The sequence below is a fragment of the Ruegeria sp. AB9 genome (genome assembly GCF_056542585.1).
In genome coordinates this window covers 344,387-369,485 of record NZ_JBQGAA010000003.1, presented here as the reverse complement: position 1 = coordinate 369,485, position 25,099 = coordinate 344,387, and the positions used below count along the sequence as shown (strand labels likewise).

General features: G+C 53.8%; 19 protein-coding genes. 9 read left to right on the top strand and 10 right to left on the bottom strand.

The features are described 5' to 3' along the window. Nucleotides 1-239: 239 nt before the first annotated feature. Entirely contained in the window at nucleotides 240-1,238 is a 999-nt protein-coding gene (locus ACR0K5_RS10905) for a hypothetical protein (protein WP_480629704.1), read from the top strand. Between the two features lie 137 nt (nucleotides 1,239-1,375). Here ACR0K5_RS10905 and ACR0K5_RS10900 read toward each other — a convergent pair whose 3' ends face one another. The 4 genes from ACR0K5_RS10900 to dctP form a co-directional block, all read right to left on the bottom strand. Next, nucleotides 1,376-2,194 carry a universal stress protein gene (locus ACR0K5_RS10900; RefSeq protein WP_480629703.1) on the bottom strand — a complete coding sequence of 273 codons (819 nt, stop codon included), beginning with the start codon at nucleotides 2,192-2,194 and terminating at the stop codon, nucleotides 1,376-1,378. A gap of 71 nt (nucleotides 2,195-2,265) precedes the next feature. Beyond that, nucleotides 2,266-3,570 (bottom strand): TRAP transporter large permease, encoded by a 1,305-nt coding sequence (locus tag ACR0K5_RS10895; protein WP_480629702.1) that lies wholly within the window; start codon nucleotides 3,568-3,570, stop codon nucleotides 2,266-2,268. Then, the gene (locus ACR0K5_RS10890; protein ID WP_480629701.1) at nucleotides 3,570-4,034 is read right to left on the bottom strand and encodes a TRAP transporter small permease; all 465 of its coding nucleotides are present in this window, start codon (nucleotides 4,032-4,034) and stop codon (nucleotides 3,570-3,572) included. The genes ACR0K5_RS10895 and ACR0K5_RS10890 overlap by 1 nt, the downstream gene beginning before the upstream one ends. A gap of 142 nt (nucleotides 4,035-4,176) precedes the next feature. Beyond that, nucleotides 4,177-5,184 carry a TRAP transporter substrate-binding protein DctP gene (gene dctP / locus ACR0K5_RS10885; protein ID WP_480452743.1) on the bottom strand — a complete coding sequence of 336 codons (1,008 nt, stop codon included), beginning with the start codon at nucleotides 5,182-5,184 and terminating at the stop codon, nucleotides 4,177-4,179. A gap of 396 nt (nucleotides 5,185-5,580) precedes the next feature. On the opposite strand from dctP, the gene ACR0K5_RS10880 reads away from it, so the two are divergent. Next, complete coding sequence (locus ACR0K5_RS10880; RefSeq protein ID WP_480629700.1) at nucleotides 5,581-6,471, top strand: LysR substrate-binding domain-containing protein; 891 nt, start codon at nucleotides 5,581-5,583, stop codon at nucleotides 6,469-6,471. Nucleotides 6,472-6,553: 82 nt separating this feature from the next. On the opposite strand, the gene ACR0K5_RS10875 is transcribed toward ACR0K5_RS10880, so the two are convergent. Continuing rightward, the gene (locus ACR0K5_RS10875) at nucleotides 6,554-7,516 is read right to left on the bottom strand and encodes a LysR family transcriptional regulator (protein WP_480629699.1); all 963 of its coding nucleotides are present in this window, start codon (nucleotides 7,514-7,516) and stop codon (nucleotides 6,554-6,556) included. Nucleotides 7,517-7,560: 44 nt separating this feature from the next. On the opposite strand from ACR0K5_RS10875, the gene ACR0K5_RS10870 reads away from it, so the two are divergent. The 5 genes from ACR0K5_RS10870 to ACR0K5_RS10850 all read left to right on the top strand — a co-directional run bounded on the left by ACR0K5_RS10870 (nucleotide 7,561) and on the right by ACR0K5_RS10850 (nucleotide 12,963). After that, entirely contained in the window at nucleotides 7,561-8,826 is a 1,266-nt protein-coding gene (locus ACR0K5_RS10870; RefSeq protein ID WP_480629698.1) for a serine hydroxymethyltransferase, read from the top strand. A gap of 115 nt (nucleotides 8,827-8,941) precedes the next feature. Continuing rightward, the gene (locus ACR0K5_RS10865) at nucleotides 8,942-10,258 is read left to right on the top strand and encodes a D-serine ammonia-lyase (protein ID WP_480629697.1); all 1,317 of its coding nucleotides are present in this window, start codon (nucleotides 8,942-8,944) and stop codon (nucleotides 10,256-10,258) included. A gap of 25 nt (nucleotides 10,259-10,283) precedes the next feature. Continuing rightward, nucleotides 10,284-11,255, top strand: coding sequence for a helix-turn-helix domain-containing protein (locus tag ACR0K5_RS10860; protein ID WP_480629696.1), 972 nt, complete (start codon nucleotides 10,284-10,286; stop codon nucleotides 11,253-11,255). Between the two features lie 75 nt (nucleotides 11,256-11,330). After that, entirely contained in the window at nucleotides 11,331-11,675 is a 345-nt protein-coding gene (locus ACR0K5_RS10855) for a RidA family protein (protein WP_480629695.1), read from the top strand. 34 nt (nucleotides 11,676-11,709) lie between these two features. Continuing rightward, nucleotides 11,710-12,963 (top strand): D-amino acid dehydrogenase, encoded by a 1,254-nt coding sequence (locus ACR0K5_RS10850; RefSeq protein WP_480629694.1) that lies wholly within the window; start codon nucleotides 11,710-11,712, stop codon nucleotides 12,961-12,963. 440 nt (nucleotides 12,964-13,403) lie between these two features. Here the strand turns inward: ACR0K5_RS10850 and ACR0K5_RS10845 are convergent, their stop codons facing one another. Genes ACR0K5_RS10845 through ACR0K5_RS10835 form a run of 3 tightly spaced genes read right to left on the bottom strand, consistent with a single transcriptional unit; the run spans nucleotide 13,404 to nucleotide 16,450 of the window. Continuing rightward, entirely contained in the window at nucleotides 13,404-14,609 is a 1,206-nt protein-coding gene (locus ACR0K5_RS10845) for a M20 family metallopeptidase (RefSeq protein WP_480629693.1), read from the bottom strand. Nucleotides 14,610-14,616: 7 nt separating this feature from the next. Next, nucleotides 14,617-15,162, bottom strand: coding sequence for an amino acid synthesis family protein (locus ACR0K5_RS10840; RefSeq protein ID WP_480629692.1), 546 nt, complete (start codon nucleotides 15,160-15,162; stop codon nucleotides 14,617-14,619). Nucleotides 15,163-15,184: 22 nt separating this feature from the next. Further along, nucleotides 15,185-16,450 (bottom strand): pyridoxal phosphate-dependent decarboxylase family protein, encoded by a 1,266-nt coding sequence (locus ACR0K5_RS10835; RefSeq protein WP_480629691.1) that lies wholly within the window; start codon nucleotides 16,448-16,450, stop codon nucleotides 15,185-15,187. A gap of 361 nt (nucleotides 16,451-16,811) precedes the next feature. On the opposite strand from ACR0K5_RS10835, the gene ACR0K5_RS10830 reads away from it, so the two are divergent. Together ACR0K5_RS10830 and ACR0K5_RS10825 are read left to right on the top strand one after the other, a co-directional pair. Beyond that, complete coding sequence (locus ACR0K5_RS10830) at nucleotides 16,812-17,300, top strand: helix-turn-helix transcriptional regulator (RefSeq protein ID WP_480629690.1); 489 nt, start codon at nucleotides 16,812-16,814, stop codon at nucleotides 17,298-17,300. 255 nt (nucleotides 17,301-17,555) lie between these two features. Next, nucleotides 17,556-22,025 (top strand): beta strand repeat-containing protein, encoded by a 4,470-nt coding sequence (locus ACR0K5_RS10825; protein ID WP_480629689.1) that lies wholly within the window; start codon nucleotides 17,556-17,558, stop codon nucleotides 22,023-22,025. A 461-nt stretch (nucleotides 22,026-22,486) separates the two neighbouring features. On the opposite strand, the gene ACR0K5_RS10820 is transcribed toward ACR0K5_RS10825, so the two are convergent. After that, a complete protein-coding gene (locus ACR0K5_RS10820) occupies nucleotides 22,487-24,004 on the bottom strand; it encodes an ABC transporter permease (protein WP_480629688.1) in 1,518 nt (505 codons plus the stop codon). 10 nt (nucleotides 24,005-24,014) lie between these two features. Beyond that, a complete protein-coding gene (locus tag ACR0K5_RS10815) occupies nucleotides 24,015-25,064 on the bottom strand; it encodes a quaternary amine ABC transporter ATP-binding protein (protein ID WP_480629687.1) in 1,050 nt (349 codons plus the stop codon). Between the last annotated feature and the right edge of the window lie 35 nt (nucleotides 25,065-25,099).

The following is a 25,099-nucleotide window of genomic DNA, read 5'->3' as shown; positions in this document are numbered from 1 at the left end:
TCAAAGCCAACGATGGGCGTCAATTAGAGGCGCTTCTTCCCATCTACTGAGAGGGCCACGCTGAAAGCGTAAATTCATCCTGCAGCTTGGCTTCATGCCCGGTTCAGTGAAGAGAATTTTATTCTCCCAGTGCTCCGTTGTTGATTGTTTTCAAACAATAAAATTTTTCATCAAACTAACATTTCCGCATTTTCCGCACCGAACCGATGTCCCTCGCACACCAAGTAGGGACATCAATAATGAACACCAATTCCTCTCGTTCAACAGCACGTGCGCTGGATCAATTTTACACCGACAGCAAAGTCGCAGAGACATGCATCAATTTCGCCAAAGAGCAGCTTCAACACAGAGAGTTTTCGACGATGGTGGAGCCGTCGGCTGGGGCAGGCGCATTTTCGAAAAAATTGGGTGTGTCTTGTGTGGCTCTCGACATTGATCCGAAATGCGCTGGCATCAACCAGGCGGATTTTCTGACATGGCAACCGCCGGCAACAACGGGAGCGTGCCTCGTTATCGGCAACCCTCCTTTCGGGCAATCTTCCACATTGGCGGTGCAGTTCTTTAATAGAGCAGCGCGCTTCGCCGACGCCATCGCCTTCATCGTTCCATTGACGTTTAAGAAACACAGTATCCAATCGCGTTTGGACCGAAAATTTCACTTAGTGGCGAGCCTGGCAATTCCAGCGCGGTCCTTTGTTTTTGAGGGAGAGGCGTGTTCAATCCCCTGCGAGTTCCAGGTTTGGGAACGCCGCGATAATCTGCGTTCAATCGCAAAACTCAGAAGATCGCATCCTGATTTTGAGTTTTGCTCGCGGGAAGAAGCGGATTTTGCTGTCCAGCGTGTTGGAGCAAATGCCGGGCGGATCAAAGATGTGTGCAACGCAGGTAGCGCGAATTCGCACTATTTCATCAAGGCAAATATCTCCTCGGATTTGCTGCGAGCCCATTTTGAAGCGATTGATTTTAACCAAGTGCGGCTGAACACGGCAGCGGTTCCTTCAATCGCGAAAACAGAACTTGTCGCGCTTTATTCTGAGTTGGCGCACGCAATGCCAACCATCTACACGGGCGCAATTCCAAGCCAATTCTTGGAAGAGTATGGCCAATTGCAACTCCCAAAAGGTACCTGCGTCTTCGAGGCGTTTTATCGACCTGTAGCCGGCTTCGTGACCAAGCGCGCAAAGCGCAACAATAAAGCTTTTCGAAATTTCGGAATCGTGCCTTCTGACGCTATTTGATAGGCGGGCAATGGTAAGTCGCAAAAAGATGCGTCTATGCGCTCATACGCTTTGAACAGAACGCAACAACAAAACTGCTCACTATCATGCCCGCCTACAGAGTGAAGTGCACATCGGCGTTTCTGCGCTCGAAGTGATCAGTGAGAAACCAGAACCGGGATTTCGGACCGATCAAGGATCGTACGACCAGTTCCACCATGCACCAACCCACTGCGCAAACGGGCGGTCCCACGGCTACCGATAGCCAGAATATCGGCCTGCGAGTCGCGGCAGTACTTTAGGATTTGGCCTGTAGTTGGCCCCTCGGGTTTCAACGCAGTCACACAAAAGTTTTGGCAGTGGTGCGAAAGGTGTTCTTTCAGCTCTTTCAAAGGAGATGCGTTTTCGCTCGCCTGAGTTACGCTCACCACATCCAAATGGTCGATGAATGGCATCAGGTGCAGCAGATCGCACAGAGCTCGTGTCGCTGTCAGCCCGCCGTCCCAGGCAGCAACCACTCTTTTGAGCGGCCCTTCTGCATTCCAGCTCTGCGGTACGACAATAAGCGGTCGCCCCGACCGTGTTACGATATGCTCCGACCGAACATGGGTTCCGGATTCTTCGGTTGTTTCAGAGTATTTCCCAACAATCAAAAGATCATGCAGGCGGGAATGTGAGGCAAGCTTGTCTGAAACGTCCCCCGACTCCACGCGCCAACTCACTGTTCTGGACGTGCCGATCTGCTGGTCAAGCGCCTCTTTGGCTTTGATGGGTGCTTCCTCATTAGCACGCTGCACTTGTTTCATAAGCCGTTCGGGCATCCAAGACAGGATCTGATTTTCTTCCATCACCGGCGGCGTCACGTGAATTGCGGTGATCTTTGCGCCTGCCTGGTCAGCCAGTGACAAACCAAAGTTGAGAACGGTTTTTGATATGCTGCCATTGCTGAATGCAACGAGAATATCTTTGAGCGGCATGGCTTGTCCCTTTACTCAGTCGATTTCGTACAAGAAAGCCCCGCGCACAGCAGCACGAGGCCTCAAGCTACTTACAGTATCCCCATCAGGGTGCGCGGCAGGTACAGCGCGATGTCTGGAATGTACGTCACAAGCAACACCACAGGCAGGTGTCCAATCAGCATGAATTTCAGCGTGGGCTTGATGTATTGGTCAATTGTCTGACCTCCTATCGCACCGGACATGAACAGGAGTGGGGCACAGGGTGGCGTGACATTGCCCAGACCCAGGTTTGTGCCGACAATGGCCGCAAAGTGGATCGGGTGGATACCAATCTCATTGGTCACAGGCAGCAGAACAATCGCCGCCAATACAGCACCAGCCGTATCGTCAACCAGCATGCCCAGCATCAGCAGCAACAGGTTGATCATCAACAGAATGACCATCTTGTTGTCCGAGATCGAAAGCATGAAGTCTGCGATATCTTTCGGGATGTTCTCCTGCACCATTGCGCGGCTCATGATGAACAGGAAAAACAGCATCATCATGATGGCCCCAGTGTTGCGCGAGCCTTCGACAAGCGCATCCGTAGTCGTGCGCATATTCAGGCCCTTGTAGATTATGAACCCGACAGGGAGCGTGTAGATCAGAGCAACAGCGGCAGCTTCAGTTGGTGTAAAAATCCCACCATAGATTCCACCCAGCATGATCCCCGGCATCAGCAAGGCCCAAAATGCACCTTTGGTTGCGCGGAAGATCTTTCCGGCGCGCTGCGGAAGTGAAACCTTGGGCTCGACCTCAAGATCCTTGAACCTGCGTGCCTGAAATCCGTTCATGATCACATAGATCGCCATGATCAGCACACCAGGGATGATGGTGGACAGGAAACAGGCGGCGACCGATAGACCACTCGTAATTGCGAACAGGATCATCGCGACACTCGGAGGGATAAGAATGGCCAGAACTGAGGAACAGGCAACGAGCGAAATGGCGTATGAGCGCGGGTACCCCGCCTCGACCATACGCGGGATCATCATCGATCCGATGGCCGCAATCGCAGAAGACCCGCTTCCGGCAATTGCGCCAAACAAGGCACAGGTCACGATGGTGACAGCACCAAGCCCACCTTTGATCGAGCCAACAAACGAGTTCACAAATCGAACCAATTGATCCGAAATGCCACTGGCCCCCATCAACGAGCCTGCGATCACGAAGAGCGGCAAAGCCAGCAGCGCAAAGCTGCTTTCCTGTTGGTACGCATAGGGAATGAGGAAGGCGATGTCTCGCCCCGTGATCAGAACAATTACCAACGATGCCAGTCCGAATACAAACGCAACCGGAACCTCCAGCATCAGCAGGACGACAATCAGTATGAGTGCCACAGAAACCGCGAGCATCAGGATTCTCCCGTCACGTTTTGTTCGTTAAAATCTCGGATTTTCATGGCGTCGCGCATGGTCTGAAGCAGGAAAAACAGCGCCATTACGGCAAAACCAATCACCATGCTTGCGACCCAGATTGATCGTGGCCACTGCAAGTAAGTGCTTTTTCGTCCTCGTTCGAATGTGAACCAGCCGTATTGAGCGGCGTAGTACAGCGCGACCAACGTTACGCCCAGGCAGATCAAAGACGTCATCAGACGCACATAGTTTTTCTTCTTTTCGCTCTTAACGACCAGATGCAACGCGCCGCCGCAGATATGCGCGCGCGTGCCTGTAACGTAACTGGCGCTCACAAAGTACAGCCAAATTCCCAGCAAAATAGAGGCTTCTTCGATTGCCAAGAATGGGTTGGACATTCCGTACCGCATGATCACGGTGACAAACATCAGTATGGCAAGTGAAAGCGCAAAGAAGATCATTGCTGATTTGAGGATCAACAAAAACCCCCGTTCAAACGCGGTTATTCCCGTAGTTTCGGGTGTCATTTGTTCCCCCCGTTACATGGATTGTTCTGATAAAAAACTGCCCGGCAAATTGCCGGGCAATCGGGAGGAGGCATCGTTAGTTGATGCCGGCCGCAGACTTCAGGGCTGCGGTTGTCTCCGGGCCTACGATTTCTTCGAGGAAAGGCCATTCCTGCTCGTAGACAATCTTTTTCACGGCTTCGAGCTGCTCGGGTGAGAACTCAACGACATCAATTCCTGCGCCACGAATGTCTTCCAGCGTTTTGTCACTGATGTTCTGGGCCTCGTCCCAGGCCCATCCAACGGCTGTGTCTACCGCGCCTTGGATTTCACTGCGGTCTTCGTCAGACAAACCGTCCCACCAGCTTTTGTTGACCAGCCAATAGGCGTGTTCGAAATAGTCCTTGCTGTAGACGTATGCTTCCAACACGTCGCGCATCTGCCAGATTTCCGGCGGTGGACCAAAAGTACGACCGTCCACGGTGCCCAGCTGCAGGGCGGTATACAATTCGGAGAATGGCATCGGAACCGGGCTAAAGCCCAGCAGTTCATAGCGTTTGATGGCGATTTCCAGGCCAGGCACACGAACTTTGATGCCATTGCCTTCTTCCGGCAGGTTCAGCGGTACTTCGCCCACACCTTTGCGGATCGCGTAGCCCCCAAAGTCGACCGGCAGCACGCCGACGAGTTTCATATCGAGGTCAGCCAGGATTTCGTCGTAAACCGGGATAAGAGCGCCGCCAGGCCCATAGAGCTCGCGGGCTTGCTCCCAGCTGTCGACAATGTACCCAGCTGCGAAAATGTTTAGGCGCGGATCGAATTCTGTTGCCGCGAAGGTCATGGTCATTGGGACCGCACCTTGCATGGACTGCTCAAACAAAGACGTCCAGTCGCCGAGGTCTCCACCTGGGTGATACTCGACCTCGTACCCTTCCCCCAGGGCTTCCATGAACTTCTCGGAAGTCGGATGGAAGATGTGCTCAGGCGGCATTGGGTGTGCCAAGGTGAACCGCTCGTCTGCTTGCGCCGGGTTAATGGCCGACAGCATCGTTCCCGTAGCAAACACGGTTGCTACGGCAAACTTAGAAAAATGATTGAAGTTCATAACTCCTCCCATGTTCTGTTGTCTCAACCGCCCACCACATGCGGGAGGTCCGACAGTGCATGATTTGTCCGACCTTGAGGCGATCCTGACAAACTGGAAGATTTTGGTCTTGGCAAAGTAATTTTATGGCTAATGCCCATTGGCAGTATCTCAATGGATAGCGCGATAGGAAGAAGTACACATGGAAAGTATCAATTTGTTTCCTATTAACAAGCGCTTTTGTTAATCTCGACATGTGAATCGAATTACTGTCGGTTGCAAGAGATTGACAAAATAAAATTTATGCCGAAGCTGGTAATTCGATAAAGTCCGAAGACCCATTCCCAAGTCTGGAAAACGACCAAATCGAAGTAACTGTCACTGAATTTAGCTCTATGTAACTTGGAAGAAGAGAGTATGCCCAGCTTGCCCCCGGTTTATTCGCTGCGCGCGTTTGAGGCAGCAGCACGCCTAAACAGTTTCAAGAAGGCGGCAGACGAATTGAACTTAACGTCGGCGGCGATAGCTCATCAGGTCAAAAACCTTGAGCAAGGTTTGGGCGTTGAAATGTTCCAACGGCATTCACGAGGGGTTGAGCTTAACGAAGCTGGACAAAAGTACCTTGAAATCGCTCAATCGTTGCTTGGTGACTTCAAACGAAAGACGCAAATATTCAAGGCGCAGTATGAGGCACAACCGATGCGAATTGGAGCTTTGCATGTTGTTTCTGAAAGGCTGGTATTGCCGCTTGTCCAAAGGTTTCTGAACCATTTTCCGGACGTCAAAGCCGAACTCATCGCAGATTTGATAGAACCAGACTTCCGAACCGGCAATCTTGATATCATGATTTGGCATGGGGAGACGCCTCCTGACGAGTTCGTCACAATGCGCTTTCTGTCCGAAAGGCTGACGCCAGTTTGCTCACCCCAATTGCTGCGCGAATACCCCGATGGGATGACACTTGATGACCTTCTTAGTGTACCAGCACTGTATGATCTCTACTGGGACGAGGACTGGAACTATTGGCTGTCAGAAGTTGGTGGCCCTGAGCTTAAGAATTCTCTCGGTTTTTCGTTGTACTCCGCATTGATACAAACCGCCATCGACGGGGGCGGAGTCGCGATCGGTCATACAGGCTTGTTGGACAAAGAGATTTCTTCTGGGCGTTTAGTAAAACCCTTCGAGCAGGAGATAGTGGCGCCGAAAAGTTACTTTGTCCTAACCTCCGAAGAAAACCTCAATAAACCGAATGTACGAGTTTTTTGGGATTGGATTAGAGCAGAAAAAGAGAAAGTTGCTAAGCAATGAGGTGGGGTGTTGATCCAACTGTACCGACCTACTTTCTATGGCGCTAATATGAGCTTGTAACACTAATCGACTTGAGCGTTTGCTACGCTGTGTTTGAGTGCAATTCGTCCAGGAGGAGAGTTAGCACTTGGTCAAAGGCAGGCGACTTGCGAAATGATGAAGTGTACCTGGCTACAAGTTTCCGAGGAAGCTTCAATGAGCCTTCGAAAGGGCGAACGAGGGCTCCACTTTCCAAGAGTTCGCGCACCAGCAATTCGTGCGCCATCAATACTCCCCCGCCATGGCGGGTTTCCTCCAAGGCTACGGAAAATAGAGAATGGGTCGTTCCTGATTGAGTCACGGAGTTACCATCCGGCTGGCTGTTCAACCAAAATTGCCAATCATCTGTCCAGGATTCGTCAATCAAAAGGGTCTCATTCGAAAGATCAGTGATTGAATTCAGCCGTGCCGCAACCGCAGGAGCGCACACTGGAAAAATGATATCATCCGAGATTGGAATTTCGTTTTCTCCCAACACCGTACCGCTATAAAAGAGTGTCAAATCAAACGGCTCTCGCGCGAGGTTTGGTGGGGCTTCAAGTGCAACCACCGAAACGGAAATCTCCGGAGCGACAAGGCGTAGTTTCCCGAGCCGAGGAGCCAACCAAAGTTGCGCAACCGATGGCAGGGCGGCAACTTTGACTTTCAGCGGTTGTGCAGTTGCACGCAACTCCTGCACGACGTCGCCAAGCTGATCGAATGCTTTGCTAAATCCGGGTAAGAGTTTCTCTGCCAAAGGCGTGAGAGTTATGCCTCGCGCATTCCTGACAAACAACTGAGCCCCGGCCCAAGCCTCGAGGGATTTGACGTGCTGCGTGATTGCACCCGGAGTAACGGATAGCTCGTCAGCAGCCGCAGCAAAACTCTTCAAGCGGGCCGCGGCTTCAAAAGCGCGCAGCGCGTTCAGGTGCGGTCCTTTTGGGCGGCGGGGAGAAAGTGACATTGGCTTAGCCTTAGTTTTTCTGCGCCAAATAAATAGCAATACTGATTTGCTTTGGCCAGACAAACTGAGGATTTTTAATCAATCGAAACCCCTCTGGAGGAAATCCAATGTCGCAACATTTTTCGACCCCCATCGTGGTGACCGATCCTGTTGTTGCAGAAGCGCTGGTTAACGAAAAACAGCGTCAGCAAGATCAGATCGAACTGATCGCTTCAGAAAACATCGTCAGCCGTGCGGTTCTGGATGTCCTCGGACACGAGATGACCAACAAGACACTGGAAGGCTATCCCGGTAACCGCTTTCATGGCGGTGGACAGTTTGTCGACATTGTCGAGCAGGCTGCAATTGATCGTGCGAAAGAGCTGTTCGGCTGTGACTATGCCAACGTTCAACCGCATTCGGGGAGCCAGGCCAATCTTGCGGTCTTCTTCTTGCTGCTCAAGCCAGGCGACAAGGTTTTGTCGCTGGATCTGGCGGCCGGTGGCCATCTGAGCCACGGGCTGAAAGCCAACCTGTCAGGACGCTGGTTCGAACCGCACCACTATGGTGTTGATGCTGAAACCGAAGTTATCGATTACGACGCGCTTGAGGAACTGGCAAAGGAAATCCAGCCCAAACTGCTCATTACTGGTGGTTCCGCTTACCCACGTGAGATCGACTTTGATCGCATGGGCCAGATCGCCAAGAATGTAGGAGCCTTTTTCCATGTGGATATGGCGCACATTGCAGGCCTCGTCGCAGCAGGTGTGCACCCGTCACCTTTCCCTCACGCCGACATCGTTACCTGTACAACCACCAAAACGTTGCGTGGTCCTCGCGGCGGCCTGATCCTCACCAATAACGAGGAGTGGTTCAAAAAGCTGCAATCGGCCGTATTCCCGGGCGTTCAGGGTTCGATTCACAGCCAAGTGCTCGCAGCCAAAGCAGTTTGCCTCGCTGAAGCGCTGACTGATGAGTTCAAAGAATACGGCGCGCAGGTCAAAGCCAATGCGGCCAAACTTGCGGAAACGCTGCAGGGTCGCGGGTTGCGCATTGTGTCTGGCGGTACTGATACCCATTTGGTGCTGGTTGATCTCAGCCCGAAAGGCATCACTGGAAAACGTGCCGAAGTTGTTCTGGAAAAGGCCAATATTACTGCAAACAAGAACGCAATTCCAAATGACAGCCCGCGTCCGCCCGAATGGGTTGGATTGCGGTTGGGAGTGAGCGCTGCCACCACTCGCGGCATGAAAGAAACCGAGTTTGAAGAACTTGGCAACTTGATTGCAAACCTCATTGAGGCAGAAGCCGCTGGCGTAACCGATGGGACAGTCTCGCGCTGCAAAGCCGCCGTTGCGGACTTGTGCGCGGCCTTTCCCGCTTACGCCAGCTAATACACTCCCAGGTGGTCTGAAATCCGGACCACAAACCTGCCCCGTCGCATACTCCCTTGCGACGGGGCAATTCCTTCAATCTCTAATGGTGCGATACTTCGGGGTCTAATTCGTCATGGAACATAGCTTGAAAGCCCGACTTCTATCAGGAGACCCGGTGCTGTGGATCAATTCCAACAGAATATCGGTTCAGGACGTTTCAAACGACGTTGCTCATCCCCAAAAGGTGGCGGAAGCGGTCGCCAATTGGGAAAAATTTTCCCCGTTACTTGAAAACTGCTTTCCGGAGTTGAAAACCAGCAGGGGCATTTTGGCATCTGATTTGGTAGAGTTAACGGCACAAGATTGCGAATTCGGGTTCTCGCAAGGTCGGTATTTTCTCAAAGCTGACAACAACTTGCCTGTGGCAGGTTCGATAAAGGCTCGAGGCGGAATCTATGAGGTGTGTCAGTACGCCTTGTCGTTGGCGCTCAAGTTGAATTTGATGTCGCCCTGTGATCCGATCAAGCATCTCGCTAATGACTCCATCAAGTCCGTTTTCGGAAAATACACTATTGCTGTTGGCTCGACCGGAAACCTTGGACTTAGCATTGGTGTCGTAGCGCGCGCTCTTGGATTTCGTGCCGTTGTTCACATGTCGTCGGATGCAAAACCATGGAAGGTTGCGCGGCTGCGGAACTATGACGTGCAGGTTGTACAGCACAAGGCCGACTATGGCACCGCGGTTTCCGAAGCCCGCGCCGAAGCAGACAATGACCCCAATACCTATTTTGTTGATGATGAAAGATCCGAATTACTCTTCTACGGCTACTCTGCCGCAGCGTCAGAGCTGCGTAAACAGTTAGAGAGTAAAGGTATTCGGATAGATCAAAACACGCCCTTGTTTCTCTATCTTCCTTGCGGGATCGGAGGGGCGCCGGGCGGAATAGCCTACGGGATCGCGCAGGAATTCGGTTTAAACGCGCACAGCTTCTTCGTCGAACCTGCTCAGTCCCCTTGCGCTTTGGTTCAACTGGCGTCGGGTTTAGAAAGACCTGTATCCGTCTATGACATCGGCCTGACAAACAAGACTGAAGCTGATGGAATGGCGGTTGCCGAAGTCAGCCGGTTTGTCGCGCACGTTATGCAGCCGTTGCTGAGCGGTGTTTACACGGTACGCGATAGAGACCTTTTCCGCTGGTTGAGGGTCGCGTGGGATAAAACCGGGCAAAAACTGGAACCATCTGCTGCAGCTGGTCTGGGCGGCCCCGCAATTGTTCTGGGCTCTGATGAAGGTCAGAAATACCTGAATGAAAACTGTTTAAGCCCTGCGATGTGTAACGCAGTTCACGTGATTTGGGCGACTGGCGGCAGCTTGGTGCCGGACCAGGAATTCTCCAAGTTTCTACACAAGGCAGATACGCCTCCGGAAAACTCTCTCAACGATCCCTGAGCCAAACACCTATCCGAGGTACGCTATGTTGCATCAGACCGAGATCATTGCCGACCCAAATGATTTTTGGGGAGAGCACAGCGGCAGCGCCAAAGACGTGGTCTTTGTCGTTCAGGACTGCAACTCCATGTATGCCGTGGCAGCTTGTTTAGAGCTGCTTAAACTCACAAACAGGTTTGCATCAGAAAAGAAGTACCGAATAGAAGTTGTTCGCAGTGTGGAGAGTGCGTTTTCCTTGCGTTCCGATCTGTCAACGCGAACAGTCATTTTGTTTGGCGGTCTAAGCAAACCCTGGCTGCCAAGTGAAATCGGCACACGATTATTGAGAACACACTTACCTTGCACAGATCGCATCGGGCTCGTTGGAGGTGCGGTCTTGCTTGCGGCTCAAGTGCCTTTCCTTCGAAACTACAGCTTCTGTATCCACACCAAATTTTTTGAGGCGGCTGATGAAGAAGCAATACAGATAGCGTCGGAAGATGTGCCAGCATTCCGCCATGGCAAGGTGCATTCCGCGACCGGTGAACTTGCGGCGTTGCACATGATCGGATCTATGGTCGCTGATGACTGCGGTGATTTTCTCGCTCAGCAAGTTCTGAGCCACATTGGCCTGACCTTTTCTTCTTCCGCGAACCGATCGGAGGCCGAGAACCATTACCTTCGACTTGCGAAAGGTAATTCAACTCTTTGTCGCGCTATAGCGATGATGAAACAAAACGTGGAAGATCCGCTTTGCCTTGATGGGCTTTCGAAGTCATTGGAGGCGTCGCCGCGTCAAGTGCAACGCAAGTTTCAGAGGTTTTTTGGGGAAACGCCGACATCCGTCTACCTGAACATACGTTTGGAACGCGCCTTCCACCTCCTGAAGTTCACAGACTTGTCGATCGACGAAGTATCGATCGCAACTGGTTTCACGTCGCGGTCAAGCTTCAACCTTCGATTTCGGAGAAGGTACGAAACAACACCAATTCGTTGTCGGGCAAGCAGATACAGATAGTGGGGCTCATATCCTCACAGAAAAAAGTCACACTGCGAACTGAAGACACCCAACTTCCCAATCAAGGACAATAAAATGATAGAACGTTTTGAAACCGGTCAACGCATGAGCAAAGTCGTAAAGCACAACGGCGTGCTGTATCTCTGCGGTCAGGTCGGAAGTGGCGAGACTGTGGCAGAGCAAACAAAAGACTGCCTGTCCCGTGTTGACGCTATTCTCGAGAACTATGGTTCATCCCGCAAGCACATGCTGCAAGCCATTGTCTGGTTAGCTGACATGGCCGACTTCAATGAAATGAATGACGTATGGGATGCGTGGGTTCCAGCGGGTCATGCGCCGGCTCGGGCCTGCGGCGAGGCCAAACTTGCGCGTCCGCAGCTTCGCGTCGAAGTGATCGTCACTGCTGTTGAAGCAGAGTAATTCAGCCAATTCGGGTCAGTGAAAGCTTAAGCGAATGAAAGTCATCGTACTTGGTGCGGGTGTCATCGGCGTCACCACAGCATATTATCTGGCAAAGCAGGGCGTTGATGTCACGGTCATTGACCGGCAGCGGGAAGCCGGTCTTGAAACAAGCTTTGCAAACGCTGGTGAGCTTTCATACGGAATGTCCTCCCCATGGGCCGCGCCGGGAATTCCCAAGAAAGCCATGAAATGGTTGCTGATGCGGCACCGGCCTTTGACAATCTGGCCCTTGCTCAGCCCGTCTATGTGGGCATGGGGATTGCAGATGCTGCGCAATTGCAACGAGGAATCCTATCGCATCAACAAAAGCCGCATGGTGCGGGTGTCGAGCTATAGCAGAGACGCACTGACGGATCTGTTGAAAGACGTTCCAATCGATTTCGACCAGCGAAACCTCGGAACACTGCAACTGTTCCGGACCGAAAAACAGCTTGAGGCGTCAAAGGTTGATCAGGACGTTCTTCGCGAATTTGACTCATCATTTGAAGTTCTGGATCGCGATGCCTGTATCACCGCAGAACCGGGCTTGGCCAATGTCGCGGAGAAATTTGTCGGTGGTCTGCAGTTAACATCCGACCGCACTGGCGATTGCCGAAAATTTACCGCAGCCCTTGCCGCCGAAGCCGAGAAAATGGGTGTCAAGTTTCGGTACAATGAAACGATCAAGGGCTTCGAAACCCGAAACGATCAGATTTCATCTGTTCTGACCGAGAATGACTCGTTTGAGGGTGATGGATTTGTCTGCTGCCTCGGCCCTTATTCCGCTGTCTTGCTGAAAGAACTGGACATTCATCTGCCGATCTATCCGGTGAAAGGCTATTCCATAACTCTGCCAGTGAAAGACCCGGCCGTGGCGCCGCAATCTACCATCATGGATGAGACCTATAAGGTCGCGTTGACACGGCTTGGCGACCGCATTCGCGTTGCTGGTCAGGCGGAAATCATCGGGTTCAACAAAAAGCTGGGCAAACACGCGACCGATGCGGTGCGCTATGTCGTCAATGACCTTTTCCCCGATGGCGGCGATCAGACAAAAATTGAAAATTGGACCGGGCTGCGTCCAATGACTCCGGACGGAACACCCGTATTGGGGCGCACTGAGTTCAAAAACCTTTTTCTGAACACTGGGCACGGAACTCTTGGATGGACAATGGCCTGCGGATCAAGTCGCGCGGTTGCGGACTTGGTCGTTGAACGCCAGCCTGACATTTCGTTCGAAGGGCTCGAGGCAAGCCGATATGCATGAAATCGTACTGAACTTTTTCCCCAGAGCTTCATCAGGCAATGGCAGTTGAAGATGGAAAGGAAACGGCGGCTGCTTGGAGTTTTGGTTGTTGCAGTCAGTGTCGCAGCAGCCAATTACTTCTACTACCGAGACAATTACCCGACCGCTTTCTTTTGCAAGCTCGGCCATTTGGCGGGCCTGCAGTTTGAGAAGGGGGAGTGCGAAAGGCACTCACCGTCTCGCTGAGTTGAAACCGGAGCCAATGTTTCCGCAACCTTGAGATCTGTCGACCAATTGCAGTGTAAATATCGACTGCCGCTCAACTTGAACACCTATAAATCAGCGATCGGGTAACAGTGCCTAACTTACGAGACGTAACCAACAGCGATCCGCGGAGTCTTGGTGCTGCTATTCGTCGCCAGGCATTTTCTTCTGAAGTTGCGTCAACTGTGAGACGCTGATTATACGCAACCTTGACTGAAAAAGCCGCTCACTTCGGTGCTCTTAAACCCGTTCAAAGACAAAACCGTTCTTAGATAAATCTCGGTCGCCTGCACCATTTCTTTCAGCTCAACATATTCATCCGTACTGTGCGCCTGTGCCAGGTCCCCTGGACCACAGATGACACAAGGAAACCCAAGGTTGGGTGCGTCGGTGCCACCAGGAAACGCGGTGATCTCGGGGTCGGTTTTAAGTGTTGCCTTGGCTGCGCCCGAAATTGCCTCGACGAGAGGTGAGGTCAATGGCACGTCCAGCGCTCGGGCCAGCAGGGTTGGACCGATAACTTCAGCCTGGAAATCTGGAATAGTCTTGCTCAACTCGGCCAAACGGGCACGATAATCGCCCAGAATATCATCGATGTCCTCGCCGGGCAGGAAGCGGCGATCCACTTCCATTTCGCACTGATCCGGAATTCCAGAGGCGAAAGTCCCACCACGGATGACATTCATCGAAAACCGTCCGGTGCCGCACAAAGGATGAGTCGGTCCTCTTTCCTGAAGCTCTGCGTTTAACCCCGAAAGGAGTTGAATGACCGCACCCATATGTTCGACAGCATTGACACCTTTCTCTGGCCGCGACGAATGTGTGGCCACACCACTGGTGACAATTTTGGCGCATAACTGGCCTTTATGTGTCGGACAAATCGCCAGCTTTGACGGCTCTCCGATAATCCCAAAGTCCGCGCTGGGGCCGTTTTCACCCATCTCGGCAGAGCCGGTCAGCAAATGCTCTTCATCGACGATCCCCACGATAATCAAATCGCCCGGCAATTTGATGTCGTTCTCGCGCAGCATGCGGACGACTTCGATATAGCAGGCAAATGCGGCTTTCATATCGCAGGATCCGCGGCCTTTGATCCGGCCATCTTTTAGCTCCGCGTCAAACGCCGCCTCGTAACCTTCCGTTCCGACCGTGTCCATGTGAGCGGCAAGCATGATGGTCGGTCCGCCGCCGGTTCCCTTCAGCCGACCCCAAACGTTCGGGCGACCCGGTGCAACCTGGCGCCACCCCGTCTCCATGCCCAGAGTTTGAAATCTGGACAGCAAATCATCCGACATTTCCTGTTCGCGGAAACCTTCCTTGGCGGTTTCATCAAATGGATTCACACTCCGAATTTTGACCAGTTCAATAAGTGTCCGTGCGAGACGATCTCTATCAGGAGTCATTGTGTCCTCAGATTGCGGCGCGTGTCTTTCCAACACGCGGATTAATACGACTGCCATCGGCAAGAGCTATGACCATCATGATCTCGTCAGGGCGAGGGCTGTCAGGAACAGACACGCTGATTGTATCAAAATGATCAAATGACCAGGCATCATCCTTATGGCCAAGCGGTACATCCAATACTGTACCAGCCGCGGCGACCTTTGCCGATGACGGGATCAGCGCGGCACCTCCGCCAATCGGATCGCGCATGGCCTTTCCCAGCTTTGGGTGCAACATGGCGTGACCATGCTCGATATCACCGTTCACGCCTACGATAGCAGCTTTACCGTAAGATACGGCGGCCCGCGGCAGGTGGGGCAGGGCGGCCTGAACCAACCTTTCCCCAAGCAAGCCCCCGAACTCGAAGAGTTGGCTTAGATCATCCTGGAACTTGCCGGCGAAAGGGTTTGAGATCACACCCGCTGCCGCCACGCGCGTGACTTCGTCTGCATTAGGTTTCCCAGCTTCAGAGACTACGGTTTCCGCGTAAACAGCCAGCTTGCGAATTTCCATCACATACCCTCCCATGCGCACATCAATAGATGCCGTACACTTCTTCTTCACCCTTCGCCTTAAGCTCACCGGATTTTACGGCTTCGACCACTTCACGAAGATCTTTCAAGAAGTCATCAGCGATTTCGTGGTGATGGCAAGACAGCATCAGCAGAATGGCGTCCGGTTTGCTACCGATGTTGATCGCCCATCCGCGATCCATCAGCCCATCCGCAATGGCAAGAATGTTCAGCCCGTCTGCCTTGAAGGCAAAGTGCGGCCCTTGGGGTGTTCCCAGGATTTCCAGCTCATCGATCGCGTTGATCCCGTTGCAGAACGCTTCGCGACCTTTGATAACGTCGCCGGTCACGCGCAGGAAACCCTCGCGGCCAAGATAGTTGAACACTGCCCATGCCGAAGCAATCGGACCCGAATTGCGCGAGCCAGCGGTGTTCTTCGAATAGTAATCGCCTGCGTTCCAATTCGCGACCTTGAAACCCTGCCAGTTGACCAATTCCGCATCACGCAGAACCAGGATCGAGCACCCGCGATAGCTGTACCCGTATTTGTGGAAGTCGGCCGACATCGAGGTCACACCGGGTACAGAGAAGTCAAAGTTCGGGACGTCGTAGCCCAGGTCTTTTGCGAACGGCAGCATGAAGCCACCGATACAGGCGTCGACATGCATCCACAAATCGTGTTCCCGGGCGATTGCCGCGATCTCTTCAATCGGGTCAACAACGCCCAGAGGGAATGGCGGGCAGGAACCCACCAACATGATCGTGTTTTTATTGATGGCCGCTTTCATGCCAGCCACGTCAGCCCTGTAGTCGGGGCTTTTGTCCATCTGGGTGACCTCGATCCCAAGGAAATGGCTTAGCTTGTTGAAGACGGCATAGGCCGACTGCGGCACGATGATATTGGGTTCCGTAATCCCTTTCAGCTCACGCGCACGGTCGCGCGCAGTTTTAAGAGCCAAAATGATGGATTCCGATCCGCCTGTCGTGATAGTTGCCGCTGCGTTTTCAGGGGCATGAAACAGCTCTTTCACCATCTCAATCACTTCGGTTTCGTATTTCCGAACCGATGGATGCAACCCAGTCTGGTGAACGACGTTGTCGCCGATATGTTTTACGAAAGCGTCTTTGGCAACTTCCGCCACATCACTTCCGCCATAGTAGGAGGCCGTCAGGTTTTTGAGAGAGAACCAATCCCAATCTCCAACCCGCGCCGCGTCCATCGCGTCGAGGATATCCTTGGCAGGCTTGCCAATTTGCGGGAAACCAATCTGATTACGGTGCTGAGACATGCGCTGCCCTCTTGATGATGTATCCATGAGTGGCTCTATTTGGTTGGTAGTCGCCAGAATCGTCAAACCGGAAGATTTTGGCCTTGGCCAAGTTTTTTTGCAGCTTGAAAGAGCCCTGCGTTTTTCTTGCTTATTGGGGTCTGCGACTAATCTCATCTGGTGCGGTTTGACTGTTGGTAGGTGAGGGCAGCGCCCTTACCCTGACGGCCAAGGGCGTCTGGCTTGTCCGAATTCCGCTGGTCCACGAAAGGAAAGTGATGGGATAAACTGAAGCTCTGGCCAAAATGCCATTCCTGGCTTGTGCCTCTTTCGGGTTTTACATACGCAGCCTGAACATTTCTCAACTGCCATGGTCCCACCGATGCCTTCAAAAAAACGTCTGACTTTCTCTTTCTTTGCCTCCCTGTTCTGCGCTTGCGTGATGCTGTTTGAGGACATTGGTGAAGCCATGGGTGTGGCCTGGATTGACGAATGGGACGATATCCACGTCTGGGAGGTGCTGATCATGCTGTCGTTGTTCGGCGCGATCATGGTGTTGGGGAACGAGGTCCTGAAAATGAGCCGGTATCAGGAAACGCTGGAAGACAAGGTTGCCCGCGCTTCAGGTGCGTTCGAAGATCTGCTGAACGCTTATTTTGAAGAATGGTCTTTTTCGGAGGCCGAGCGAGAAGTCACCCGGCTTTTGATCAAGGGATGCTCGACGGCTGAAATGGCCGAAATCCGCAGCGCCAAGGAAGGTACGATTAAGGCCCAGACCAACTCGATCTACAAAAAATCGGGATACGCCGGGAAAGCCCAGCTGCTGAGCGCACTTCTGGAAGACCTGACCGATGGCGGATCTGTCGCCTGATGTTTTGGATCAATTTTCAGAGCGTCCGGAGAAGAAACAAAGCGTTAAAAGGCATCAGGTCTCAACATGGCACGCGCGCCAATGAAATAAGGCATAAACCAAAGTTCTAAACTGCTGATTCAGCCATAATCCTGCCTCTATTGCCTCTTTAACCACTTTCTGACGCGTGCCTAAAATAGATACGCAATGCGAGTGCACTTCGGAACAAACCGGGGGCACGGGGAATGGAAACATAGCCAGGTGAGGCGGGGTTTTATGCTGACTGAGCAGAAGAAACGTGCGGTTGCGCGCGGTGGTCGTTTGACGAAATTCAAGGGCAGGGTCGCAAGCATCGCGCCATCGCTTTTTTTAAGCACGGCCTCCGTTGTGGCACTCTCGGTTGGCACCGGCAGCGCCGAAACCGTCTCGACCGCGCGGACCACGCCTTTGGTGAGTGCAGTAGACGAAGACCATACGATCACCAATACCGGCTCGATCATTGTGAACCCGCTATCAGGCTCGGGTCTGGTTGTTGTCAATGTACCCGACTACACCAGTGACCTGACCAATGAGGGGCTGTTGTCGTCGCCAGAGGGAATTAACAGGACACGCGCCGCGATTGACATTAACGGTGACCTGGCCGGTTCGGTTCTGAACTCGGGCACGATCACGATGGGAGCGGCGGCAGGCGACTCTGCAAACCTAAAGGGTATCGATGTTCAGGGTGACGTTAATGGTTCACTGCAAAACACCGGCACTATCAGCATAGCTAACTCTGCTTTAACTTTTGGAACGGCTGCGGGTGTCCAGACTGGTGCTGTGGCTGGAACTCTCTCGAACACGGGCACCATTGACGTCGATGTGGACACAAGCAGCAGAGCCGTGGCCGACGGTATCCGGTCGACCAGCGTGGACGGGACACTAACGAATACGGGTAGCATCAATGTTACCGCATCGACTGACGGCTTTAACGCCAATGTAGACGGCATTCAGATTGACCAGGTAACGGGTCAGGTCATCAATTCGGGTCCGATAGACGTTGCGGCAACCAGCCTTAGTGGAAATGCAGGTGGAGACGGAATCGAGATAAACGATCTTGCAGGAAGTCTGACTAATACCGGGTCGATCAGGGTTCAACTCGACGGCAACACAAATGCAAGTGCTGATGCAATCGAAATTCTGGGCCTCTCGGGCCATTTGGAAAACAGTGGAGCCCTGACGGTCGGCGTAAACACGACGGACGGCAGCGCTTTTTTTGATATCGTAGAAATATTGGACAGCTCTGAAATCACTGGTTCTGTGAACAATACTGGTGTCTTGAACGGAGTGGCGTCCGGCTTGAGCGCGTCTGTCGATGGGTTTGATGTTGGTGAGATGGGCAGTGCCGCCACCTTCAACAACAGCGGCCAGGTTACTGTGCGGGCAATTGCCAATGCAAGCGACGCCAACGCTGATGGGCTGAATTTTGTTAGCGTTTTCGGAAATGTCGCGAACTCCGGGGCATTGGAGGTCAGGGCGGATGGTGTCACTGGTGCAGGTGCTCGGGGGATCGCAGCCAGTAACATTGACGGCTCTCTTTCAAACAGCGGCAGAATTTCCGCCCGGGCAGAGGCCACAAGCGGAAGTGCAACCGCAATCGGTATCCTGGTTGATGACGTAAGCGGCAGCGTCACAAACACCGGGACGCTGACAGTTTCGGCCCTTGCGACATCCGGCGGCAGCGCCATCGGTATCGAAGCTGGCGACCTGACGGGTGCTCTGCAAAACAGTGGCACGATGACAATCACTGCAACCGGGGATAGCCCAGAGGCGCAGGGCATTTTGGTGCAGGATATCAGCAGTTCGGGGGTTCTGAACAATGCCGGAGATATCGTGGCCAATGCGCAGAACGCCTCAAGCGGTGAGGCGTATGGCATTACCGCCCAAACCGTCGCGGGCACGCTGAACAACTCGGGCACATTGGACCTGACGGTATCCGCCACAAGCCACGCGACCGCCTACGGGATCGACACGCGGGATGTCTCGGGCAGCCTGACGAATTCGGGCACAATTCAAATGAATGTGCAGGGTTCCAGCATCGAGGTCAGCGGCTTTCGCATGTCGAATATCTCGGGGTCCGTGACCAATGGCGGTACAATCGCAATCAGCACGGATGGATCCGATGCGCGCGTCGAGGGTATATCGGCGAGCAGGGTTTCAGGCTCGCTGCAAAACAGCGGCGCGGTTGGTATAAATATCTCTAACGCCACCAGTGCGCGTGCCGAAGCGATCAGTGTATCTGACATTACCGGGCAGCTTCAAAACACCGGAAACCTGACGGTTTCGGCCTCGGCGACGTCATCCGCCACCGCCTACGGCATCTATGGTTTCAATGTTGACGGCGTACTAACAAACACGGGGACGATTACGGCGATTGCAGACGGGACCAGTGCGTTTGCGGAAGGCATCAATCTGGAAATCGTTTCCGGTACGCTTGAAAACAGCGGGAGCATTCAGGTTCAAGCGGTAGGCGGGTCATCGGCGCATGCAAACGGCATCGACATGGACGACGTGACCGGACAGGTCGCAAATTCCGGTACGATTGAGGTGTACGCCGAAGGGGCTTTTGCCTTTGCCGATGGGATCGAAATGGATGCTGTCTCGGGGCAGTTCCAGAACTCGGCGGCAATCACAGTTGCAGCGGTTGGAAGCTCCTCTGCCGATGCGGCCGGTCTGGAAATCGGCGATATCAGCGGCAGCGTAAGCAACTCAGGCAGTATCCAGGTCAGTGCCAGAAACAGTGGCTCTTCAACCGCCTTTGCTGCCGGAATCGATAAGGGTGCGATTGAGACCGGAGGAGCATTTGCAAACTCCGGCACGATTTCAACCGCAGTCGAGGCAGACGGGTCGTTTGGGAGCGTCGCGTTTGGAATATTCGGAGACGACGTCGATGGCGCGTTCTCGAACACGGGCGATGTTTTGGTTTCTTTGCAAGGTCAGAACGGTTTCTTTGCCGAAGCCTATGGCATGGATATTGGTGACGTATCCCTGACGGGCTCAGTTTTCAACTCCGGTGCGGTCCGGGTCGAAGCAACAGCACAAAGCATGATCGCTGCGGCCGCCTATGGGATCGACATATCAGACGTCGAGGGCAACTTTCGGAACTCGGGCGACATAATGGTATCGCTGGTGGCCAATGACGTTGCGCAGGCTGAGGCATTCGGCATTGAACCAAACGATATCCTGTCTGGGGCTTCCTTCGTCAACAGCGGCTCTGTGACTGTAAATACCACCACCCAAGGTGTATCAGAGGCTTCTGCGTCGGGAATTTCTGGCAACACCATCGATGGGTCATTGGAAAACAGTGGCAGTATAAGCGTCTCGGTATCGGGGGATGGAACGGCCAGCGCTTTTGGCCTGCACGCAGAGCAGCTTTCTGCGGGCGCGACCATGACACATAGCGGTTCGATTCAAGTGACCGCTGTAGGCCCTACCGCAGAAGCCTACGGTCTTTTTATCGAGGCAGCAGAAGGCACGGTCAACGTCACCGGCGATATCTCGGCCACATCCTCGGGCGAAAGCTACGCCGTGTTTCTGGGCGACGGAGGTGGCACACTAAACGTTGAGACCACCGCAGATATCGATGGCAAAATCAGGGTCAGCGATCATGACGTCAACCTAACGAATTTAGGTGACAGGGTTGTCTACCGTTTTCAGGACGACGACATCGCGCAGGGCGCGTTTACTACACGCGTCACTGATCCCAGCCAGGGCTGGTTTGTGGATGGCGAAGGCGGTGCAGCGCCTGTCTACGCATCTTATGATGCTGAAGAAGTGCAACCAAACCTGAACCAGTCCTTCGAGATTGCGGGCTTGTCCTATGACCTTGCCCGTCAGTTGCAAGGGTCGCCTGACCTGAACAACAGTGGTGAACGGACCGTGCTCAGCACGAAGGGCAGCGGGCCGATCGAAGGGTTCCGCCCGTATTTCCTGATCAGCGGCAGCCAAAGCGACGCGGACGCGGGGTCAGATACGCCAGCGTTGTCCTCGAATATGTGGAGTGTCAGCGCTGGAGTGACGCGCGACTTGGGTACGGGCCTGCGGTTTGGAATCGGGGCCAGTTACCTTGAAAATGACGGAACCTTCGGCACTGCGTCGTTTGACACAACAGGTGTGTATCTCAGCGGTTTGGTCGCTCAGAACTTCGGTTTTGCCGATCTGAGTTTTGGGTTGGGATACGGGCATCTTGACCATAAGGAAACGCGCGCCGTCAATGGTTCTGATGCAGACGCCGACTATTCCAGCGACATGTTCACAGCTTTGGTCGCGGCTCAGAGGGACTACGCGATGCAAAACGGCGCTGTGTTCACGCCGCGGGCGAGTTTCCTCTATGGCCGGCAAGATCTGGAGGGGTACACCGAAACGGGTACATCCGCCAATGCGACGGTCGGAGAGCGAGACGTCACTTTCAGTGAAACACGGTTGGGCGGAAGCTACTCGACATCATTGGCAGGCGGAGTGCTGTCAGCATCGCTTGCAGCTGTTCACCGTGATGCAGATGCTCCGTCTGCGGTTGATGTAACAATCTTCGGCAATACGCTGCTCTTGGCATCCGGTGGAAGTGGCAATGAAACCTTTGGCGAGGTTGGCCTTAGCTACCAAAAGGCATTTGATCACGGGGGCAGCCTGAATCTCGAGGCCCGATCGACCCTTGGCGCAGAAGTGTCAACGCAGGCAGTCTGGGCGTCCTATGAGTGGCGGTTCTAATCGGGTGCTTGTCCGTGCTCACCACTGAATTAAAGGCTGATCTGTTGATCGGCCTTTTTTTCGGTGCATCTGACCCCCTAAGAGTTTCTCTGCCAAAGGCGTTTTCGATCGCTGCAACGATCAACTCTACCGTCAGCCGGAATCGCCATCTGCGGTATGTATCAACCGCGCCCAGAGATCACCGGTTTGAGCGACGGTGGAATCTGGAATGTCAGCATTCATTGCTTAGGGGGAGACAGTGTTCAGCACCTGCTCCATGTCGGTAACCGGGTTCAGGCGCGGAAATTCCATTGGGAAGAAACGGCGCGTAAGCTGGTCGTCTTGGTTCAACATTTTCTTGAGGAAAGGCATGCCCGAAAGGATAAGGCCGACAGGCCATTCTCCTTATTGCATCAAGGACTTTAGCGTGTTGGTGACATGTTGCTTTTCCTGACTGTCTGGTTCAATCCACGGATCAGAACTCATTTCTTTCCCGCCACAATACGGTCAAGGATGAGTGCGCAGAACAGGATTGCCAGACCTGCCAATATGCCTTGGCCTGCCGCAGCGTATTGCAGTGCTTCCAACACATCTTCGCCCAGACCTTTCGCGCCGATCAGAGACGCTACAACAACCATTGCCAGCGACATAAGAATGGTCTGATTGACTCCTGCCATGATCGTTTTGTGCGCCAGAGGCAGATCAACCCGCCACAGCAGGTAACGCGGCGTGGCACCAAAGGCGAGTGCAGCCTCACGCACTGTTTCAGGCACCTGTTGCAGTCCGAGGACGGTAAAGCGGATCACAGGTGGGCTGCCAAAAATCATGGTCGCCACAACACCAGCCGGTTTGCCAGACCCAATGAATGCAACAACCGGGATAAGGTAGACAAAGGAAGGCATCGATTGCATGAAGTCCAGAATTGGTCGCACGATTGCAAACGCGCGCGGACGGCGTGCACAATAGATACCAAGTGGTATTCCCAGCGTGATCGAGATCAACGCGGCAGCTCCGAGAAGTGCTATGGTCGTCATTGCCTTTTCCCAGAAATCCAGCAGTCCGAGATACGCCAGTGCTGCACCGGTAAAGATCGCAACGCGTGGTCCTGCGGAAAGGTATGCCAGCATGATGATCACCAGCGCCACTACCGGCCAGGGGGTGTCGACCAGAACGACTTCGATCCAGTCCAGCAGCGTACGCATTCCATAGGTTAGCCCGTCGAAGAACCCGCGCCCGGCTGTTTTGGTCCATTCAAAGACAGCCTGCACGCCGTCCCCGACATTCAGCCGCCAATCCCGGTTAGTCGGGAAAGTCTTCAATACAGCCAATGCATCTGGCTGGGCAAACTTGATGGCCGACAAAACGACAACGACTAGGGTCAGAGCGGAGGCAACCACCATTCGGGTCCCAGACCATCCATGCGCCACACTGGAATCCGAACGCCAACGCGCAAACTGACCTTCCAGCGTCCAGTTGGCCAACGATGCCGCAAGGAATTTGACCGCCAGTAGCAAGACGATTCCGACCGCCAGGTACGTGATGCCGGTGGAGTCTGCGCTCTGGGCGGCTTCCTGCGCTCCAGCCAAGGCACCCTCCAGTGACTCCGCTGCGCGTTTAAGGGAGTCTAAAGAAGCAGCACCGGATTGTTCTGCCGCCTCGATCTGCTGTCTGCGCAGCGCCAATGTTTGCTCGATCTGATCAGCCCGCTCACGGAACTCCCGCCCGAGATCGCCGAACAAGCCCAAGCCGATTTGAATGTAGGCGAGCGTCTCAAGCACCAGAAAACCCAGGAACCACGACCAGAGGCCGCGTGCACCGAACCAGATCGGGCCTAGAATGGCCGCAGCCTTGTTCAAAGTGAAACGATAACCCGGCGCCTGCATCATGTAGGCAAAGGTCTTCTGATAGTAGGCTTGGCTCTGCCCGACAAAATCGCCAATCAAACCTTCCAAACGGTCGGCGGTTTCGGGTTTGACCTGCTGTGCGTCAACGTGTTTCATCGTCGTCCCCTTATGCCTGACTGTCTTGGATGGCGCGGATAAGCCCCGCACGGTTGATCACACCTACGGTTTTGCCATCTTGCGTAACCGCCACCACGCCGTGTCCTTCGACGCAGAGATCCATCAGGTCGGACAAGTCCATATCTGGATGCGCCTCTTTGGCGTCATCGGGCACTTCTCCATGGCGCGCCTCGAATTCGTCGACAGGCTTCATCACCGAATGGGCGAAGATCATGTTGAGCTTGGAGATCCCGGCGACGAAGTCGGCGACGTAATCATCGGCCGGGTTTAGAATAATCTCTTCGGGCGTGCCGATCTGGACGATGCGCCCGTCCTTCATGATCGCGATGCGGTGGCCGATACGGATCGCCTCATCAAGATCGTGCGTGATAAACATCGTAGTCTTATTGAGCTTGTGGCTCAGCTCCATGAACTGATCCTGCAATTGCTTGCGGATCAGTGGATCAAGGGCCGAGAACGGCTCGTCCATCAACAGGATCTCCGGGTCCGCAGCAATGGCACGGGCAAGGCCAACCCGCTGCTGCATGCCGCCGGACAACTCATGTGCGTATTTGTCTTCCCAGCCGTTAAGCTCCACCAACTCAAGAACGCGATCTGCCTCTTCCCAGCGACGCGCCTTGCCGGTGCCGCGAATTTCCAGAGGCATGGCGACATTGTCTCGGACGGTTCGGTGAGGCATCAGGCCAAAGTTCTGGAACACCATGGCAACGCGGCGGTTACGCAGGTCGCGAAGCCCTTCGTCGTTGAGACCCATCACATCATCGCCGTCGAGATAGATATGTCCGTCCGTGGGTTCCAGCAGGCGGTTTACGTGGCGCACAAGGGTCGATTTACCGGACCCGGACAGGCCCATAACGCAAAACAGCTCACCGCGTTCGATCTCGAAGCTGGCATCAGCGACTCCGACGACGCAGTTGAACTGTTCCAGCACTTCGGCCTTGCTCAGTCCTTCGCTGTGAATGGCTTTCAGTGCGTCCTGCGCTCGTGCTCCGAACACCTTCCAAACGCCACGTGCATCGATTGCAATATCTGCCGTCATACTGGCCCCACTTTGGTCTAGCTTGCAGATTGTGC

Excerpts from the sequence above, each read along its gene's own strand:
- ACR0K5_RS10905 (WP_480629704.1), top strand. The coding sequence starts at position 240 with ATGAACACCAATTCCTCTCGTTCAACAGCACGTGCGCTGGATCAATTT.
- ACR0K5_RS10900 (WP_480629703.1), bottom strand. The coding sequence starts at position 2,194 with ATGCCGCTCAAAGATATTCTCGTTGCATTCAGCAATGGCAGCATATCA.
- ACR0K5_RS10895 (WP_480629702.1), bottom strand. The coding sequence starts at position 3,570 with ATGCTCGCGGTTTCTGTGGCACTCATACTGATTGTCGTCCTGCTGATG.
- ACR0K5_RS10890 (WP_480629701.1), bottom strand. The coding sequence starts at position 4,034 with ATGATCTTCTTTGCGCTTTCACTTGCCATACTGATGTTTGTCACCGTG.
- dctP (WP_480452743.1), bottom strand. The coding sequence starts at position 5,184 with ATGAACTTCAATCATTTTTCTAAGTTTGCCGTAGCAACCGTGTTTGCT.
- ACR0K5_RS10880 (WP_480629700.1), top strand. The coding sequence starts at position 5,581 with ATGCCCAGCTTGCCCCCGGTTTATTCGCTGCGCGCGTTTGAGGCAGCA.
- ACR0K5_RS10870 (WP_480629698.1), top strand. The coding sequence starts at position 7,561 with ATGTCGCAACATTTTTCGACCCCCATCGTGGTGACCGATCCTGTTGTT.
- ACR0K5_RS10865 (WP_480629697.1), top strand. The coding sequence starts at position 8,942 with ATGGAACATAGCTTGAAAGCCCGACTTCTATCAGGAGACCCGGTGCTG.
- ACR0K5_RS10860 (WP_480629696.1), top strand. The coding sequence starts at position 10,284 with ATGTTGCATCAGACCGAGATCATTGCCGACCCAAATGATTTTTGGGGA.
- ACR0K5_RS10855 (WP_480629695.1), top strand. The coding sequence starts at position 11,331 with ATGATAGAACGTTTTGAAACCGGTCAACGCATGAGCAAAGTCGTAAAG.
- ACR0K5_RS10850 (WP_480629694.1), top strand. The coding sequence starts at position 11,710 with ATGAAAGTCATCGTACTTGGTGCGGGTGTCATCGGCGTCACCACAGCA.
- ACR0K5_RS10845 (WP_480629693.1), bottom strand. The coding sequence starts at position 14,609 with ATGACTCCTGATAGAGATCGTCTCGCACGGACACTTATTGAACTGGTC.
- ACR0K5_RS10840 (WP_480629692.1), bottom strand. The coding sequence starts at position 15,162 with ATGGAAATTCGCAAGCTGGCTGTTTACGCGGAAACCGTAGTCTCTGAA.
- ACR0K5_RS10835 (WP_480629691.1), bottom strand. The coding sequence starts at position 16,450 with ATGTCTCAGCACCGTAATCAGATTGGTTTCCCGCAAATTGGCAAGCCT.
- ACR0K5_RS10830 (WP_480629690.1), top strand. The coding sequence starts at position 16,812 with ATGCCTTCAAAAAAACGTCTGACTTTCTCTTTCTTTGCCTCCCTGTTC.
- ACR0K5_RS10825 (WP_480629689.1), top strand. The coding sequence starts at position 17,556 with ATGCTGACTGAGCAGAAGAAACGTGCGGTTGCGCGCGGTGGTCGTTTG.
- ACR0K5_RS10820 (WP_480629688.1), bottom strand. The coding sequence starts at position 24,004 with ATGAAACACGTTGACGCACAGCAGGTCAAACCCGAAACCGCCGACCGT.
- ACR0K5_RS10815 (WP_480629687.1), bottom strand. The coding sequence starts at position 25,064 with ATGACGGCAGATATTGCAATCGATGCACGTGGCGTTTGGAAGGTGTTC.